The sequence below is a fragment of the Pseudomonas monsensis genome, from assembly GCF_014268495.2.
GTDB lineage: Bacteria > Pseudomonadota > Gammaproteobacteria > Pseudomonadales > Pseudomonadaceae > Aquipseudomonas > Aquipseudomonas monsensis.
In genome coordinates, this window is the sequence record NZ_CP077087.1 from 2,746,861 (window position 1) to 2,764,749 (window position 17,889).

Below are 17,889 nucleotides of genomic sequence, written 5' to 3' on the forward strand. Positions count from 1 at the left end.
GCGCCCCGACAAGCGAGCTCCCTCAAGTTTCTTTAGTGTGTGAAGAGATGTATTTCATCGAATAATCCGCTACATTTTCCGGCCGCTCTCTGCATGGTGAATCCGCTTCATGTCTCTCGCGCTCGAACGTCTGGTCGCTGGCACCCCGATTCCTTTCGCTGGTAACCGCGTCACCGTGGTCAGCCCCGAACTGGCGGAGCGCTTTCGACCCGGCGATCACCTGCTGGTGGAGCAGGTGAGTGGCGAGCTGTTACTGATTCCCGTGGCTGACCAACAAGCCGCCGCGGTGGCGATCGAGCGTGCGGCTGCGGCGTTTGCCGCGCTGTCGGCGGTGTCCGACGAAGCGATCAGTCAGTTTTTCGATCTGTTCGCGCAGCGTCTGGAAACCCCGCAATGCTGGGCGCAGATCGAATCCGCCAACCGTGCCGACATCGAACGGGCCAGGGCGCGCGGACGTTCCACCACACGCTTGCTGGCCGATGAGCGCATGCGTCGCGACATGATCGCTGGCCTGCGTGCCTGGCGCGATGCCGCACCTACCCGGGGCAAAGTCATCAGCAGCGTTGAACACGACGGCTGGAAGGTCGAGCAAGTGGTTTCGCCGTTGGGCATCGTCGCGTTTGTCTTTGAAGGCCGGCCGAACGTATTCGCCGACGCCGCCGGTGTCTTGCGCACTGGCAACACCGCCGTGCTGCGCATTGGCAGCGATGCGTTGGGCACCGCGCAAGCCATCGTCACTCATGCGTTGAACCCGGCACTGTCCGATGCCGGTCTGCCGGCTGGTGCGGTGTCGTTGGTGGAAAGTGTCAATCATGCCGCCGGTTGGGCGATGTTCGCTGACCGGCGTTTGTCGCTGGCCGTCGCGCGTGGTTCGGGTCGTGCGGTCAGTCAACTGGGCAGCATCGCCCAGCAGGCCGGCACCGCCGTCAGCCTGCACGGCACCGGTGGCGCGTGGCTGGTGGCCGACCGTGAAGCTGACGCCGGGCGTTTTGCGGCGGTGGTGCGCAACTCGCTGGATCGCAAAGTGTGTAACACCCTGAACGTGTGCCTGATTCAACGTGAACGTGCCGCTGAACTGGTGCCGCTGTTCCTCGATGCACTGAAGCAGGCGGGCACCGCGCGCGGGCAGGGCTGCAAATTGCACATCGTCGAAGGCAGCGAAGCTTGCTTGCCAGGCGAATGGCAGAACGCGACGGTCGAGGTCTATCGCGCCGAAGGTTTGCAGACCGAAGCACTGGCCGAACCGCTGGCGGAAGCCGAGTTGGGCCGCGAGTGGGAGTGGGAAGAAACCCCGGAAGTCAGCTTGATGATCGTCGACGATCTGGATCAGGCGATTGATCTGTTCAACCGCTACAGTCCGCAGTTCACCGTGTCGCTGATCAGTGAGGATGCGCTGGCTCAAGAGCGGTTTTACAACGCGGTCAACGCGCCTTTCGTAGGCAACGGCATTACCCGTTGGGTGGATGGGCAGTACGCGTTGAACAAGCCGGAGCTGGGCCTTTCGAACTGGGAGAGCGGCCGGTTGTTTGCCCGCAGTGCGATTTTGTCTGGCGATGGTGTGTTCACCGTACGTAGCCGCATGAGCCAGACCGACCTCGATGTGAAGCGCTAAAAACACTTGTGGCGAGGGATCTCCCTCGCCACAGGGGTGTTTTTTTCAGGCAGCGTGGGTGGCTTGAGCGTGCACCGCGCAAGTCGCTGGTTGCTCGGCCAGCGGCACGAAGGTGCGACGATCCGAGGACAGCGCATCAATCGAGCCTGTCTCGATGTCGTACACCCAGCCATGCAGATTCAACAGGCCTTTCTCCTGGGCCAGACGCACGCTCGGGTGGGTCTGGATATTCGCCAGTTGCGCGATCACGTTCTCGCGCACCATCGAACTCAACTTCGCCGCGTCGTTGGCATGGGGCCGTGCTTCGTTGACCACTTTGGCCGACTCGGCATGCTGCAGCCAGCCGCTCACAGCGGGCAGGTGATCCATGCATTTGCACTGGGCAATCGCGGTCATTGCACCGCAGTCCGAATGTCCGCAGATCACAATGTCCGTCACACCCAGCACCGCCACCGCATACTCCACCGTCGCCGACACCCCGCCCGGATGCGGGCTGTAGGACGGTACGATATTGCCGGCATTGCGGATCACGAACAGCTCGCCAGGTTCTTGTTGGGTCAGCAGTTCCGGCACGACACGACTGTCGGAACAAGTGATGAACAATGTGCCCGGCTGTTGCGTGGTCGCCAGGTGTTTGAACAGTTCGGTACGTTGCGGGAACGCTTCGTTCTGGAATTTCAGGAAACCATCAATCAGGTTTTTCATGGTGTTGTCCTCTTAGTTCGAGCAACCGCTGCCGAATTCGCTGTATTGAAGAATGTGTTTGCCGCCGTTGCTGTCCAGATACGTCATCTCTACCGGCACCACACCACAAACGTCGGCAACCGGGGTAATGCTCAGCACCTGGGCGATGTCCAGTGGCATGCCGTAGCGGTAGGCGACAACTTCGTCAGCGGCAAATGCCTGGGCGGACAGGCCGCCGATCAGGGCCAGGGTCAACAGGATTTTTTGCATGGGGCAACCTCCAGACGCAGGTGGTGACAGTGAGTCATTCGGGGGAGCCGGCCCGCACGCAGGGTGCGGGCCGGGCTGGATCAGAACGGACGCAGGGGCAGGAACTTGCCGTCGAGGGTGACCACGGCGCGGGAGCCGCCTTCCGGGTCTTCGACTTTCTTGATGTCGAGTTTGAAGTTGATCGCGCTGATGATGCCGTCGCCGAACTGTTCGTGAACCAGGGCTTTGAGCGTGGTGCCGTAGATCTGGATCATTTCGTGGAAGCGGTAGATGGTCGGGTCGGTCGGCACGCCACTGAGGCTGCCACGCAGCGGGATGATTTGCAGGGCGGCGACGGCATCAGCGTCCAGTTCGAGTTTGTCGCCGACCACTTGGGCGGCGTTTTCCGGCAGCGGATGCTGTCCGAGCAGAGCGGCGGTGACGAAGGCCAGGCTCAGGCCGGTGCCGTCGGCGAGATCCTGCCACGACAGGTTTTTGCGTGCCTTGATGTCCAGAATGCGGGTGGTCAGGGCCAGGCTGGTGTCGTTGTAGGCATGGGACTGTTGCATGGTGTCACTCCTTTCAGGGGTTGGCTTGCTGTGTGGGATTCATCTTCTGCCGATTGACCCATAGCGTCCAAGACCGATATACAATGCTTTGCATAAGTCCTGCCTATAGATGGTGTGCCCCCATGCTGCTGCGTCATTTGCGTTATCTGCTGGCCGTTGCCGATCACGGTGGCTTCACTCGCGCGGCGGAGGCGCTGCACGTGTCGCAGCCAACCCTGTCGCAACAGATTCGCCAACTGGAGGAAAGCCTCGGGGTGGAACTGTTCGATCGCACCTCACGCACGGTGAAACCGACGGATGCCGGCATGGCGTATCTGGAATCTGCACGGCGGGTGCTGGTGGAGCTGGAGGCGGGCAGGCGTGCGTTGCATGACGTGAAGGACCTGTCCCGTGGCACTTTGCGCCTGGCGATGACGCCGACGTTCATGGCGTATCTGGTCGGGCCCTTGGTGCGTGACTATGCGGTGCGGTATCCGGGGATTCACCTGCAGATCTTCGAGTTGTCGATGGACGACATCGAGGCGGGCCTGGCGGATGACTCGCTGGACATCGCCATTGCCTTCACCCCGGTGCGCCACCCGGATATCGAATGCATTCCGGCGTTTGCCGAAACCCTGGGGATCATGGTCGGGCGCGAGCATCCGCTGTACGAAAGCACTTCGGTGCTGACCCCGGAGGACATCGCCCAACTGGATTTCGCGTTACTGGCGTCAGACTTCATCACCCGGCTATCGGTTGATGAATATTTCCGTCAGCACGCAATTACGCCGCAGGTGCGGATTGAGGTGAATTCGGTGAGTACGTTGCTGGAGGTGGTGCGTCATTCGCCGATGGCGACGATGTTGCCGCAGGCGATCGCGACGGAAGATCGGGCGTTGCGCCGGTTGCGCGTAGAGAGCGAGGCGCCGCAGCGTGGGGCGGCGTTGTTGCGGCGGCGCAATAATTATCACAGTGCGGCGTCGGTGGCGTTTGTGGAATTGGTGTTGGGCATGGGAAGCCCCTCACCCTAACCCTCTCCCGGAGGGAGAGGGGACTGACCGAGGTGTTTGTACGGTCTACGCCGACCTGAGAAACCTGAGTCGAACTCAGGTTCTGAAAGCACCATAAATCAGCTCCCTCTCCTTAGGGATAGAGGACTGACTGAGGTGTTTGTGCGATTTACGCTGACCTGAAAGTTTTGAGCCGAACTAAAATTTTCAGCGCAGCACAAATCAGCTCCCTCTCCCTCGGGAGAGGGCTGGGGTGAGGGGCTACAATTCCAGTCACGCCATATCAATGCAAGCGAACAAAAAAAAGGCCTGCTTCCTTTAAGGACGCAGGCCTTTCAATTATCTAATTACTAACTCAGCAGAACCGGTCAATCACCCGAACTTCATTGTTGTTCTGCATCGAGTCCCACGCCTGTTTCAGCGTTTGCAGAACATTACCGATGAAGTCCTTGTCGGCCGCAGCTTTCTTGCCGACATAACCGTGGCCACGGCGGTACATCTTCAGGCGGGCCAGCAGGTTCTGGTTGTTCTGGTCGAACTCTTCTTCACCAGCATGGGGCGACAGGCAGTCGATATGCACCTGGCCCGTCTTGCTGATCCACAGAATATGGCTGTCGTGGCTGTCTTTTTGCGCAGCGAACATACGAGCCAGTTCTTCAATAGTCGGTTGATTGTTCAGATTCATGATGTTGCCCCTTGACCAGTTTGGTGATCTTTCAAAGTTGATTCGCTAATACAGGTAGCCCATCGGTTAGTTGATCCCTGGCACCGAAACCAGGACGTCAGCGCTCGCCCGTGACAAGTACGGGGTCGTGCATCTGTTGCATGTAGTCGTGTTGAATAACTGCTACGCAATAGCGTCACAACGAGGAGAAGCAGCGAAAACCGGGAGGCTCCTTGACGACCTTTACAGTGTCGACCACAAGCGTCTTGAGAATTTTCGCCAGCGCTTCTCGTCCTTGTACTGGACGTTCAGGCCAGGTCAGCTTCTTCAATCTGCCTTGTGGGCAGCGTGTATCCGGAAAAAACAACTCGGCGGTCAGACGAGTTTGCTCAAGCGTGTTGCCAGTGCTCCCGATCGGGGAACGTCTTCATCATGCAAAAGCAAAACGATGCCGTCAACGGTTTTGTAGTGATTATTTTTTCTCACTACATATTGTCGGACAAAGCTGTTTTGGAATGAGAAAGGATCCGTTCAGGCAACGGAAAAAGGCGCGTACAGCGCGTAGAAGGTGCACGGGTAACCGTCCACTTCGCGCGGTTGGCAGGTGAATTCGCCGCCACTCAACTCGGGGATCAGTCGGGCCCAGAAGCGCTGTGCCGGCAGGTTGGCGTCGATATGGAAAATTTGCCACTGACCGGGGATACGGCTCAATAGGGCAGAGACGACAAATTGCGCGACGCCTTGGCCACGAAAGCGCCGGGCGATGAAGAAGTAGCCGATGTTGAATTCGGCACCGGCGATGTGGGTGTCGTTGTCCACGGTGACGAAACCAGCGAGTTCGCCGTCGACGCGGATCAGAAAGGGCTGGGTGGCGGGATTGCGCCAGTAGTCGTCTTTCGGGTGAATGCTGAACAAACCGTGCCCGGCCAGTTTCAGCGGCAGCCATTCGCTGAAGTCGTGCATGTAGAACTGCATCAGGTTTTCCAGGGTGTCCCATTCGTCGCGGTGGGCGGGGTGCAGTGCGATGGTGGGCATAGTGGCTGAACTCCCGGCAGTGATGAGCCAGTATTGTGGCCCCAACACTTTGTAGTAAGCCCAGGTATTGCGAATGCACATACCTTGTGGCGAGGGGATTTATCCCCGTTGGACTGCGCAGCAGTCCCCCTGATGGTTGTAACAAAAGAGGAGCCGCTTCGCGACCTGACAGGGATAAATCCCCTCGGCACAGAGGCTGTGGTCATTGAGTTTTGCGCTTGGTACCGGTGGTTTTACTGCGTGGCGACTTGCGCTTTTTCTTCCACGGCGCGGCAGCCTTGCCTGACGGCGGCGGGCCGCTGATGGTCAGGCTCAGGCCGGAACAGCGGGTGACCTGTTTGCTCATCCATGCCGCTTGTTTGGTGACGAACTCTTCCAGACTCATTTCGCCGCTCTGCACCATGTCCAGCGCCTGTTCCCAGATCGCGGTAGTGCCGGGGTCGGCGATGGCGCGGGGCACGGCATCGATCAGGCTGAACGCCGCCGGTGTCGCGGCCAGTGCCTTGCCGTTCTTCACCAGATAGCCGCGATCCAGCAAGCCCTGAATGATCGACGCCCGGGTCGCTTCGGTGCCGATGCCGGTAGTGTCCTTGAGTTTCTGTTTGAGCAGCGGATCCTCCACCAGTCTGGCGACGTTCTTCATCGCCTTGATCAGATCGCCTTCGGTGTAGGGCTTGGGCGGTTGCGTCCACAGGTCCTTGAGCCTGACGTCAGCCACCGCGCAGTCGATGCCCTCGTGCAATGTCGGCAAGGTCTGCGGTGCGGGCGCTTCACGACCCTTGGCCGGTGCGAGTGCTTCGGGCAAGGCACGTTTCCAGCCCGGTTCGATGATCTGCTTGCCGACTGCGCGCAACGTTTCACCGGCGCAATCGAAGTCGGCCTGGGTGCGATCGTATTCATGATTGGGCAGAAACTGCGCCAGATAGCGCGCGCGAATCAGTGTGTAGACCGCGCGGTGCTTGCCGCTCAGGCGTTCGAGGTTCTTCGCTGCAGCCGTGGGGATGATGCCATGGTGCGCGCTGACCTTGGCGTCGTTCCATGCCCGGGATTTGCGCTGGGGCTGCAGAAAGCCGTTGAGCACCTCAAGGCTCGGGTCGGCCTGACGCAATGCCGCCAGAATCTGCGGCGCCTCGCTGTGCTGGCTCAGGGGCAGATAGCCGCAGTCGCTGCGCGGGTAGGTGACGACCTTGTAGGTTTCGTAGAGGGCCTGGGCGATGTCGAGGGTTTCCTGTGCGCCGAGGCCGAGTTTCTTCGAGCAGACTTCCTGCAGGGTGCCGAGGTCGAAGGGCAGGGGCGCCACTTCGCGCATGCGCTCCGTGCGCAGCTTCACCACCCGGGCGCTGGCAGCACTACTCATAGCGGCTGCCGCTGTTTGAGCCAGCGCCTGATTCAGGCAGCGATCCTGATCGTCACAGGCGTCGCCCGGCGCCCGCCATTGCGCGGTGAATGTTGTGCCGTTGTGCAGCAGTTGCACATCGACGGCCCAGTACGGCACCGGGACGAAATCGGCAATGCTGCGGTCGCGATCGACCACCAGGCGCAGGGTCGGCGTCTGCACCCGGCCCACCGGCAGCACACCTTGATAACCGGATTGACGGCCCAGCAGCGTGAACAACCGGCTCATGTTCATCCCGATCAGCCAGTCCGCCCGCGAGCGACCCAGCGCCGAGTGATAGAGGCTGAACGTCTCTGCCCCCGGCTTCAGTGCGGCCAGCGCCTTGCGGATGGATGCCTCGTCCAGCGCCGACAGCCACAAGCGCCGAATCGGCCCGCGATAGCGACAGTGCTCGACCAGTTCCCGGGCAATCATCTCGCCCTCGCGGTCGGCGTCGGTGGCGATGATCAGTTCGCTGGCCTCGCCAAGCAGGCGCTTGACTGCCTTGTACTGGCTGGCAGTGCGCGGTTTGACGGTCATTTTCCATTTGTCCGGAATGATCGGCAGATCCGCCAGCACCCAGCGCTTGTAGCGGGCGTCGTAGGCATCCGGCGGCGCGGTTTCGAGCAAGTGGCCAATGCACCAGGTCACCGTGACGTCCGTTCCCAGCCAGCAACCGTCGCCCCGGCGCCGGGCGCCGAGCACGGCCGCAATGTCTTTGGCCTGGGAAGGTTTTTCACAGAGGTACAGCCGCATAACCACCATCGTCGATCAAGGTCGGAACAGGTGCACAGAATGTCCGGACTTCGCCTCAGGGGCAACGTTTATCTGTATGGATATACAGATAAAAACGATTGCAGCACGTGACGGGTAATCCGGGGACGTCACCCCGGCTATCGAGAAATTGATTAGCCTCGTGTTGCCCGCCATGTCAGGTTCAGTGCGTTTTTATGACAAGCACGTGACAGGACGATCCCGGCACGGGATCGCCGTGGTCTGTCGGACACTGACTACTCAGAAACAAGGAAGTCCATCATGGCTCAAGCCACCTCCAGCACCAGCAGCGCCTACGACGACGTCAATACGTTCAGCCACCTGTACGACCGTGGCGTCGGTCTGATCAACGGCAAACCGTCGTTCACCGCCGACCAGGCCGCTGACGAAATTCTGCGCAAAGGCCTGTCGTGGAGCGATAAGAACGCTGACGGCAAAATCGACCTGAGCTACAGCTTCCTCACGGAAAAACCGGCGAACTACAATCCGCAACTGGGCAACTTCAGCGAATTCAGCGCCCAGCAGAAGGCGCAGGCCGTGCTGGCCATGCAATCCTGGGCCGATGTCGCCAGGGTCACGTTCACCGAGGGCAAGGGCGGCGACGGGCACATGACGTTCGGCAACTACGACGTCAGCACCGGTGGCGCGGCGTTTGCCTACCTGCCAAGCGGCGGCAGCTATGACGGCCAGTCGTGGTACCTGATCAACAATCAATATCAGGTCAACAAGACCCCGGACACCAACAACTACGGGCGCCAGACCCTGACCCACGAGATCGGCCACACCCTCGGTCTGTCGCACCCGGGCGCCTACAACGCCGGCAACGGCAACCCGACCTACAACGATGCCAAATACGCTGAAGATACTCGTGGCTACAGCCTGATGAGCTACTGGAGCGAAGCCAACACCGACCAGAACTTCAGCAAGGACGGCAGCGGCGCGTACGCCTCGGCGCCGTTGCTGGACGATATCGTTGCTGTGCAAAAACTCTATGGCGCCAACTACGCGACCCGTGCCGAGGACACTACGTACGGTTTCAACTCCAACGCCGAGCGCGATTTCTACAGCGCCACTTCGGCGTCGTCGAAAGTGGTGTTTTCGGTGTGGGATGGCGGCGGCAACGACACGCTGGACTTCTCAGGCTTCAGCCAGAACCAGAAAATCAACCTCAATGAGGGTTCGTTCTCCGACGTCGGCGGTTTGGTGGGTAACGTGTCCATCGCTTACGGTGTGACCGTGGAAAACGCTTTGGGTGGTTCAGGCAATGATCTGCTGATCGGCAATGCGGCGGCCAATGATCTGGTCGGCGGTGCCGGTAATGACATCCTTTACGGTGGTGGCGGTGGCGATACCTTGTGGGGCGGTGCAGGCGCAGACACCTTTGTGTTTGGCGCGGCCAGCGATTCGACCATGACCGCGCCGGACTGGATCATGGATTTCACTAGCGGTCTGGACAAGATCGACTTGTCGGGGATCGCCGGTTTCGCCACGGGTGCAGCCTCGCTGAACTTCGTCAGCGGCTTCACCGGACATGCCGGCGACGCGATCCTGACCTACTTCGCGCAGACCAATCAGACCAGCCTGATGGTTGATCTGACGGGGCAGGGCTCGGTGGACTTTGCCGTCGGTGTGGTGGGGCAAGCGGTGGCGACTGATATTCTGGCGTGATGCCTGAAGATCGGCCCTCACCCTAACCCTCTCCCAGCGGGAGAGGGGACTGATTGGGGGATTTTGGCGAAATTCACCGACTTGAACGATTGGTTTTGAATCCATAATCGACTCGATTTTTCAGGTCGATGGATTTCGTCAGACAACTCGGTCAGTCCCCTCTCCCTCGGGGCAGTCCGACGTTTCGGGAGGGCCAGGGTGAGGGGCTTTTGAAGTTGATGGGCCGTTCGGCTGTAAAACCACCCCAACCAGAACCGATGGGCTATACCTGAACCGGTCTCTTCGCCGTATTCAGGGGAACCCCATGAAAAGTTCCGGCCTCAGTCCCGTTATAAACCTCGAACAACTTGTCGGGTGCCTGGTGGTGAAATTCCACGGCATCCAGGTCGCTGCGTCCTCCCGCGTGCTGATCCTCAACGAAGCCAACTACCCACCGGTTTATTACGTCCCCCGCGAAGACATCGACGAAAAGTATTTCGCCCGCACCGATCACACCAGTTATTGCCCGTACAAGGGCGATGCCAATTACTTCAGTCTGCAAGTGCCGGGGCATGAAGGGGCGAATGCGGTGTGGACTTATGAGAAACCGAAAATCTCGGTCGAGCAGATCAAAAACTACGTGGCGTTTTATCCGGATCAGGTGAAGTTCGAAGTGATCAAGGCTGATGCCTGAGCAAAAAAACGGCGAGGGTAAAAGCCCTCGCCGATTGAGTTGTCTGGGTGAGTTTCAGTTCTTGTCGAGATCTATATTCTTCGTCTCACGCAGACAGAACATGCCCACCACCAAACTCACCCCGGTAATCAGCACCGGGTACCACAGCCCATAGAAAATATCCCCGGTGTACACCACCAGCGCAAACGACACGGTTGGCAGGAACCCGCCAAACCAGCCATTGCCGATGTGGTAGGGCAGGGACATCGAGGTATAGCGGATGCGCGTCGGGAACAGTTCGACCATCAGCGCCGCCAGCGGCCCGTAGCACATGGCCGAGATGATGATCAGCGCGACGATCAGCGCCACGATCATCGGTTTGTTGATCTGCTGCAGATCCGCCTGTTGTGGGTAACCAGCGAGTGTCACCGCGCCGCGCAGTGCGGCTTCGTCGTAGCCGTCGATCTTCATGTCGCCGATGCTCACCTGCACGCCACTGCCGGCCGGAGCGGCGGCGCTGGAGTAGGGCAGGCCCTGTTTGACCAGGAAGGTTTTGACCTTGTCGCACGGGCTGTCGAATTTCGCCTTGCCCACCGGATCGAACTGGAATGTGCAGGTCGCCGGGTCCGCCAGCACGGTAATCGGTGCCTGACGGCTGGCCTGGTCGATCGCCGGGTTGGCGTAGTGGGCCAGGGATTTGAAGATCGGGAAGTACAGCACCGTGGCCAGCAGCAGGCCGAGCATCAGCACCGGTTTGCGCCCGACCTTGTCCGACAGCCAGCCAAAAATGATAAAGAACGGTGCACCGATCACCACACTGATAATCAGCAGGCTGTTGGCCACCGCCGGGTCCATTTTCAGGAACTGGGTGAGGAAAAACAGCACGTAGAACTGCGCCGCGTAGAAGGTCACCGCTTGCCCGGCGTTGATGCTGAACAGGGCGATCAGCACGACTTTGAGGTTTTCCCATTTGCCGAAGGATTCGCGGATCGGTGCCTTCGACGTTTTGCCTTCCTCTTTCATTTTCAGATACGCCGGCGATTCGTGCAGGCTCAGGCGGATCCATGTGGAAATGCCCAGTAGCACGATCGACAGCAGGAACGGAATGCGCCAGCCCCAGACTTCGAACTGATCGCCGGTGAAGTAGCGGCAACCGAGCACCACCAGCAGCGACAGCAGCAGGCCGAGGGTCGCGGTGGACTGAATCCAGCTGGTGTGGAAACCGCGTTTGCCAATCGGCGCGTGCTCGGCCACGTAGGTGGCTGCGCCGCCATACTCACCGCCGAGCGCGAGGCCCTGCAGCATGCGCAGCACCACCAGAATGATCGGTGCGGCGATGCCGATGCTGGCGTAGGTCGGCAGCAGGCCGACGCAGAAGGTCGCGACGCCCATCAGGATGATGGTCGCAAGGAAGGTGTATTTGCGCCCGATCATGTCCCCCAGCCGCCCGAACACCAGCGCGCCGAAGGGCCGCACGATAAACCCGGCCGCGAAGGCCATCAGCGCGAAGATGAACGCCGTGGTGTCGTTGACCCCGGCGAAAAACTGCTTGCTGATCACCGCCGCGAGGGCGCCATAGAGGAAGAAGTCATACCATTCGAACACGGTCCCCAGGGACGAGGCGAAGATGACTTTCTGCGTGGCATTGCTGGTGCTGGCGCCGCTCGCGGCGTCCAGCGTCTGAGCGTGTTCTGACATATCGGTATCCCTCACAGTGATTGTTTTTGTTGTTCCACTGGTGTTGCGTGTCCGGTTGATGCGCGATGCCTTGAATCTGCTGCCAAAACCTGTGGGAGCGGGCTTGCCCGCGATTGCGCTGGGTCAGCCAACTTCAATGTTGAATGTCATACCGTCATCGCGGGCAAGCCCGCTCCCACAGGGGTTATGTGTACTGTAGGTTTCAGGATCAGTTGCGCCGCTTTTTCAGCAATCATCAGCGTCGGCGAACAGGTGTTGCCCGAGGTGATGCGCGGCATGATCGACGCGTCGGCAACACGCAGGCCCGGCACGCCGTGTACCCGCAGTTGCGCGTCGACGACCGAGTCCGCGTCCTGGCCCATGCGGCAGGTGCCGACCGGGTGGAAAATCGTCGTGCCGATCTTCGCCGCCGCTTGCTGCAATTCTTCTTCACTTTGCAGGCTGGCACCCGGCAGGTACTCGACCGGTTTGAACCCTTGCAAGGCCGGCGCGCTGACGATGCGTCGGGTCAGACGAATCGCATCCGCCGCCACGCGCAGGTCCTCGGGATGGCTGAGGTAGTTGGGCTGGATCAGCGGCGCCTGCGATGGGTCCGCCGAACGAATCTCGATGCGCCCACGGCTCTGCGGCCGCAAATCACACACCGATGCAGTGAACGCCGGAAAACTGTGCAACGGCTCACCAAAGCGCTCCAGCGACAAGGGTTGCACGTGGTATTCGAGGTTGGCCGAGGTCTGCTCCGGCCCGGATCGGGCAAACGCCCCGAGCTGACTCGGCGCCATCGACAACGGCCCGCTGCGGTCATACAGATAGCGCAGGCCCATGCCCATCTTGCCCCAGACACTGCCGGCGATCTGATTCAGGGTGCGGGCGTTCTGCAGTTTGTAGATCAGGCGCAGTTGCAGGTGATCCTGCAGATTGCCGCCGACGCCCGACAGCTCATGAATCACCCCGATCCCGAGGCGCTCCAGCAACGGACGCGGGCCAATCCCGGAGCGTTGCAGAATGCTCGGCGAACCCACCGAGCCGGCGCACAACACGATCTCCTTGCGGGCCTTGAACTGTTTGACCTGACCTGCATGCCGCGCACTGACGGTTGAGGCGCGACCGTCCTCCAGCAGCACCCGATCCACCTCCACCCCCGTCAGCACCGTCAGATTGGCCCGGTCGCGAACCGGTTTGAGGAAGGCCTTCGCCGCGTTCCAGCGCACCCCGGCCTTCTGGTTGACCTGAAAGTAGCCGCAACCCTCGTTGTCGCCCTGATTGAAGTCGTCGATGCTGGCGATGCCGCTCTGCTCGGCGGCGCTGCGAAACGCATCGAGAATCGGCCACGACAGGCGCTGTTGCTCCACGCGCCATTCGCCCTTGGCGCCGTGAAATTCGGCGGCGCCGGCAAAGTGGTTTTCGCTTTGTTTGAACAGCGGCAGCACATCGTTCCAGGCCCAGCCCGGATTGCCCTCGGCCGCCCAGCCGTCATAGTCGTTGGCCTGGCCGCGCATGTAGATCATGCCGTTGATGGAGGAACAGCCGCCCAGCACTTTGCCGCGCGGGTAGCTCAAGCTGCGGCCCTGCAGGCCGGGTTCCGCTTCGGTCTTGAAGCACCAGTCGGTGCGCGGGTTACCGATGCAGAACAGGTAGCCGACCGGGATGTGAATCCACGCATAGTTGTCGCGTCCGCCGGCTTCGAGCAGTAACACGCGCTGCTGTTTATCCGCCGACAGTCGATTGGCCAGCAGGCACCCGGCAGGGCCGGCGCCGACCACGATGTAATCGTATTCCTCAAGGGAAGTCTGCATTCCCTGACCTCGCTTTTTGTTTTTATTGTCGGACACTCTAGTTGTTAGCTTTCGTCAAAAGAATGTTAGTTTTTGCGCAGCCGCTGTGCGTTTTCAAACAGCCTCACCTGACCATCGCTGACAAGGACCTGCCATGTTCGACTGGAACGACCTGCGGTTTTTTCTTGAACTGCAACGCAGCGGTCGCCTGCTCACCGCCGCCAGGCGCTTGAACACCACCCACGCCACCGTCGCCCGGCACATCGAGGCCATTGAAAAAAGCCTCGGCACCGCGCTGTTCGTGCAGCACGCCCAAGGCTATGAGATGACCCCGGCGGGGGAGGCGCTGCTCAAGCACGCCGAAGCCATGGAAAACGTCGCGCTGCTGGCCCAGGAAGAAATCACCCAATCCACCGCGCCACTGGGCAAGATCCGCGTCGGCGTCACCGAGGGCCTCGGGGTAAAGTTTCTCGCCAGTCGCATGATCGGCCTGTTCGAGCGCTATCCGGGGCTGGAAGTGGAGCTGGTCGCCGTGCCGCGCTTCGTCAGCATCCTCAACCGCGAGGCGGAGATCAGTATTCATCTGGAGCGCCCGGCAGCGGACATGCTGGTGACGCGCAAGCTCACCGACTACCGTTTGGCGCTGTATGCCAGCCAGGCCTATCTCGACACCGCGCCGCCGCTGCACAGCCGTGAAGACCTGGGGAAACAGGCGTGGATCGGTTACGTCGATGATTTGCTGTTCAGCCAGGAACTGATGTTCCTCAACAGCTTCTGCCGCAGTCCGCGCGTGGTGTTTCACAGCACCAGTGTCATCGCCCAGCAGGAAGCGGCGCGTTCGGGACTGGGGATCGCCGTGCTGCCGTGCTACATGGCAGCAGCCGATCCCGGCCTGGTGCCGCTGCTGCCGGACGAGGGCATCGAGCGCAGTTACTGGATCAGCACGCGGCGCGAGTTGCACAAATCGGTGCGGTTGCGGGTGGTCTGGGATTATGTGGTGGGCCTGTGCGAGGCGGAGCAGGGTTTGCTGCGCGGTCAGTCCGGATGACATCCCCTGTAGGCGCTGCGGTCTGTTGATCTCGATCTTTCAAGCAGGATCAAAAGATCGCAGCGTGCCGCAGCGCCTGCCTGAATGTGGGCAGGGCTTAACTGGTTTGCTCTATCAGTTGCGGCGACACCACCCAGACACTGCACGGCATTTTGTACAGCAACTGCTCCACCGTGCTGCCAATCAACCGGCCCAGGCCACGATGGCCGATGCGGCCCATGACGATCACGTCGATGTCATAGGCATCGGCATAACTGCACAGCACCTTGGCCGGGTTGCCCATGACCATGTGCTGGCGTTCCGGCGGGATGCCGTTGCGCTCGGCCAGCTCACGGAATGCATCGCCTTGTGCATCGAACAGCGCTTTCGCGTCGCCCACCTTGAAAAACGGCGAGGGATTGCCAAAGCCGAACTCGTCGGCGCTGATCGAGGACAAGTCATAGGCATAGACCACATCCAGCTCGGCGTCGCAGAGGCTGGCCAGTTTGACGGCCTCGCGCAGGATACGGTCGTTGAAATCGGCGTACTGATCGTCACGATGAAACGGATCGACCGCCGCCACGATCCGCCGCGGCCTGGCATGTTGCACATGGCTGACGAAGTGCAGCGGCACCCGGCACTCACGCAGCAAATGGATATCCAGCGGCGTGAACATCAGCCGCGACATGAACGAGGCGTGCTGCAGATCCTTGATCAGCAGGGCCATGGGTTGTTCCTTGAGGTGAATCTGGATCTCGCGCAACGGATTGTCGACCCACACCACTTCCGTCGTCACCGTGACACCGAGGTGGCGCATCGGCCGGGCCTGGTCTTCCAGCCATTGACGATGGCGTTCGACATAGCCCAGGCGCATCTGTTCGAGCGCCTGTTCATTGACCAGTCCGGCGGTTGCCAGGCCTTCCAGGTAATCGAACGCGACGATATGCAGCGCCGCGCCCGAGGCCTTGGCCAGCGCGCCCGCCCGGTCGAATGCGGGGCTGTTTTTCATCAGAGGTGAAGCCACCAGCATGAAACGTGCTTGCTCGGACATGACGAATCTCCTGTGGGGATGGCCGGGATGCGTGGGCGCAACGGCGACAGAGGCGTAGGGTCATGCTGCTCCGGGTAGCCGGGCGCAGCTTGATCTTTGTCAATGACGCGACAGCGCCATGCGCGCGCCCGACGGATGGCAGTGACCGGCGCAATTGCGCAATTGTTGATTGTTATCAACCTTGCACCGGTGAGCACGGCGCAGCCTGTGAAAGGTGCTGAACTCACTGAACCGACCTGCGCAGGAGCCTCGCTCATGGCCATGATGAAAGCGGCGATATTCGTCGAAAAGAATCGCATCGTACTGGATGACAAGCCGATCCCCGACGTCGGTCCGCTGGACGCACTGGTGCGGATCACCACCACCACGATCTGCGGCACCGACGTACACATCCTGCGCGGCGAGTATCCGGTGGCCAAAGGCTTGACCATCGGTCACGAGCCGGTGGGGGTGATCGAAAAGCTCGGTTCACAGGTTCGCGGGTTTACCGAAGGCCAGCGAGTGATCGCCGGCGCCATCACCCCCAGTGGCCAAAGCTACGCCTGCCTGTGCGGCTGCGGCTCCCAGGACGGCCCGGACACCCGCCACGGCTTTCGCGCCACTGGCGGCTGGAAATTCGGCAACATCATCGACGGCTGCCAGGCCGAGTACGTGTTGGTCCCTGATGCATTGGCCAACCTGTGCCCGATCCCCGACGGATTGAGCGACGAGCAAGTGCTGATGTGCCCGGACATCATGTCCACCGGGTTTTCCGGTGCCGAGCGTGGCGAGGTCAGTATCGGCGACACGGTGGCGGTTTTCGCACTGGGCCCGATCGGGCTCTGCGCGGTGGCCGGGGCGCGACTCAAGGGCGCGAGCGTCATTATCGGCGTCGATACGGTGGCCGAGCGCATGACTGTCGCTCGTCAGTTGGGCGCGACCCATGTGGTCAATTTCAAGGACGGCGACGTGGTCAAGCAGATCATGGCGTTGACCGACGGGCGTGGCGTCGATGTGTCCATCGAAGCCTTGGGCACCCAGGGCACATTCGAGTCAGCGCTGCGGGTGTTACGTCCGGGCGGTCGGTTGTCGAGCCTGGGGGTCTACGCTTCGGATTTGCGCATTCCCTATGATGCTTTTGCGGCGGGACTGGGCGATTACAGCATCGTCAGTACCCTGTGCCCCGGCGGCAAGGAACGCATGCGGCGATTGATGGCGGTGGTGCAAAGCGGCGGCGTCGATCTGTCGCCCCTGGTGACCCACCATTTCAAACTCGACGATATCGAGGCCGCGTATGAGTTGTTCGGTCATCAGCGCGATGGCGTGATGAAAGTGGCGATTACACCCTGACCGGTGCTGCGCCCCGCAGCGTTGAAGACGGCGGGGCGCAGGATTCGCTACAGGCTCAGGCGATGAATGACCTGACGGGTGTCATCAGGGTCGCCGTGGGTTTCGAAGCCCAGGGATCTGGCCAGGTCGCGCATGGCCGTGTTGCTGGCCGAGTCCACCGAGTACATACGCTTGAAACCGTTGCGGCGGGCGGCCTTGATCAGGTGTTCCATCAGCAGCGTGGCCAGGCCCAGTTGGGTCCATTCATCGGCGACCGTCACCGCGCATTCACAATCCTCTTCGCCCGTGGCGGCGTAGCGGCTGATGCCGATTTCGATCAACTCGCCGTTTTCGTGCACCAGCGCGATGAAGGCCGCGCGTTGCTTGTAGTCGATGTCCATCAACTGATCGAGCAGCGCCGTGCCCGGTTCGCTGATTTGCGCGAGAAAGCGCATGTGCCGGGATTCGGGCGACAAGCGCTTGATGAACGCGTACTCGCGTTCGCGGTCCTTGGCGGCCAAAGCGCGGATCAATACGTGTCGGCCATCCTTGAGCGATTCGATCCAGTATTCACCGTTGTGCGCGGCATAAGCCGCCGCTGCGCGGTCGTTGTGGTCTTTGACAGTGAGCATGAGGTGAGCCTCCATCGGCTGAACGAGCAACGCGCGGGGGAGTGCGCTGAGGTCTGTTCTACGCCGATGGCAACGCCGCGATCTGATCTGGATCAGATCGGCACGCGGCCACTGATCTGAGGCGATG

General features: G+C 60.8%; 16 protein-coding genes. 6 read left to right on the forward strand and 10 right to left on the reverse strand.

The window, feature by feature from the left end; translation table 11 throughout:
* Positions 1–109 precede the first annotated feature (109 nt).
* Positions 110–1,612 (forward strand): aldehyde dehydrogenase family protein, encoded by a 1,503-nt coding sequence (locus HV782_RS12070; RefSeq protein ID WP_186747700.1) that lies wholly within the window; start codon positions 110–112, stop codon positions 1,610–1,612.
* A 45-nt stretch (positions 1,613–1,657) separates the two neighbouring features.
* On the opposite strand, the gene HV782_RS12075 is transcribed toward HV782_RS12070, so the two are convergent.
* The 3 genes from HV782_RS12075 to cynS form a co-directional block, all read right to left on the reverse strand.
* Positions 1,658–2,317: a carbonic anhydrase gene (locus tag HV782_RS12075; protein WP_123467725.1), complete on the reverse strand. Its 660-nt coding sequence runs from the start codon at positions 2,315–2,317 to the stop codon at positions 1,658–1,660.
* A gap of 12 nt (positions 2,318–2,329) precedes the next feature.
* The gene (locus tag HV782_RS12080) at positions 2,330–2,566 is read right to left on the reverse strand and encodes a DUF2790 domain-containing protein (RefSeq protein WP_123467727.1); all 237 of its coding nucleotides are present in this window, start codon (positions 2,564–2,566) and stop codon (positions 2,330–2,332) included.
* A gap of 80 nt (positions 2,567–2,646) precedes the next feature.
* Positions 2,647–3,114, reverse strand: a complete 468-nt coding sequence (gene cynS / locus HV782_RS12085) for a cyanase (RefSeq protein ID WP_123467729.1) — start codon at positions 3,112–3,114, stop codon at positions 2,647–2,649.
* Positions 3,115–3,236: 122 nt separating this feature from the next.
* Between cynS and cynR the strand changes: the two genes are divergently transcribed.
* A complete protein-coding gene (gene cynR, locus HV782_RS12090; protein WP_186747703.1) occupies positions 3,237–4,124 on the forward strand; it encodes a transcriptional regulator CynR in 888 nt (295 codons plus the stop codon).
* Between the two features lie 334 nt (positions 4,125–4,458).
* On the opposite strand, the gene HV782_RS12095 is transcribed toward cynR, so the two are convergent.
* From HV782_RS12095 to HV782_RS12105, 3 genes are all read right to left on the reverse strand, one after another.
* Positions 4,459–4,788: a hypothetical protein gene (locus tag HV782_RS12095; protein ID WP_123467733.1), complete on the reverse strand. Its 330-nt coding sequence runs from the start codon at positions 4,786–4,788 to the stop codon at positions 4,459–4,461.
* Between the two features lie 510 nt (positions 4,789–5,298).
* Positions 5,299–5,802, reverse strand: a complete 504-nt coding sequence (locus HV782_RS12100; RefSeq protein WP_128615594.1) for a GNAT family N-acetyltransferase — start codon at positions 5,800–5,802, stop codon at positions 5,299–5,301.
* Positions 5,803–6,004: 202 nt separating this feature from the next.
* Positions 6,005–7,933: a DNA topoisomerase III gene (locus HV782_RS12105; protein ID WP_186747705.1), complete on the reverse strand. Its 1,929-nt coding sequence runs from the start codon at positions 7,931–7,933 to the stop codon at positions 6,005–6,007.
* A gap of 279 nt (positions 7,934–8,212) precedes the next feature.
* On the opposite strand from HV782_RS12105, the gene HV782_RS12110 reads away from it, so the two are divergent.
* Positions 8,213–9,619 (forward strand): serralysin family metalloprotease, encoded by a 1,407-nt coding sequence (locus HV782_RS12110; RefSeq protein ID WP_186747707.1) that lies wholly within the window; start codon positions 8,213–8,215, stop codon positions 9,617–9,619.
* A 304-nt stretch (positions 9,620–9,923) separates the two neighbouring features.
* Complete coding sequence (locus HV782_RS12115; RefSeq protein ID WP_186747709.1) at positions 9,924–10,292, forward strand: DUF427 domain-containing protein; 369 nt, start codon at positions 9,924–9,926, stop codon at positions 10,290–10,292.
* Between the two features lie 54 nt (positions 10,293–10,346).
* Here the strand turns inward: HV782_RS12115 and HV782_RS12120 are convergent, their stop codons facing one another.
* Both HV782_RS12120 and HV782_RS12125 read right to left on the reverse strand, forming a co-directional pair.
* Entirely contained in the window at positions 10,347–11,969 is a 1,623-nt protein-coding gene (locus HV782_RS12120; protein WP_123467741.1) for an MFS transporter, read from the reverse strand.
* A gap of 146 nt (positions 11,970–12,115) precedes the next feature.
* Complete coding sequence (locus HV782_RS12125; protein ID WP_186747711.1) at positions 12,116–13,765, reverse strand: GMC family oxidoreductase; 1,650 nt, start codon at positions 13,763–13,765, stop codon at positions 12,116–12,118.
* A gap of 133 nt (positions 13,766–13,898) precedes the next feature.
* Here HV782_RS12125 and HV782_RS12130 point away from each other — a divergent pair, with 133 nt between their 5' ends.
* On the forward strand, positions 13,899–14,792 hold the full coding sequence (locus HV782_RS12130) for a LysR family transcriptional regulator (RefSeq protein ID WP_123467745.1): 894 nt from the start codon (positions 13,899–13,901) through the stop codon (positions 14,790–14,792).
* A 97-nt stretch (positions 14,793–14,889) separates the two neighbouring features.
* On the opposite strand, the gene HV782_RS12135 is transcribed toward HV782_RS12130, so the two are convergent.
* Positions 14,890–15,822 (reverse strand): universal stress protein, encoded by a 933-nt coding sequence (locus HV782_RS12135; protein ID WP_186747713.1) that lies wholly within the window; start codon positions 15,820–15,822, stop codon positions 14,890–14,892.
* Between the two features lie 255 nt (positions 15,823–16,077).
* Between HV782_RS12135 and HV782_RS12140 the strand changes: the two genes are divergently transcribed.
* Positions 16,078–17,151: an NAD(P)-dependent alcohol dehydrogenase gene (locus tag HV782_RS12140; RefSeq protein ID WP_186747716.1), complete on the forward strand. Its 1,074-nt coding sequence runs from the start codon at positions 16,078–16,080 to the stop codon at positions 17,149–17,151.
* Between the two features lie 47 nt (positions 17,152–17,198).
* Here the strand turns inward: HV782_RS12140 and HV782_RS12145 are convergent, their stop codons facing one another.
* Positions 17,199–17,762: a GNAT family N-acetyltransferase gene (locus tag HV782_RS12145; RefSeq protein ID WP_186747719.1), complete on the reverse strand. Its 564-nt coding sequence runs from the start codon at positions 17,760–17,762 to the stop codon at positions 17,199–17,201.
* Positions 17,763–17,889 lie beyond the last annotated feature (127 nt).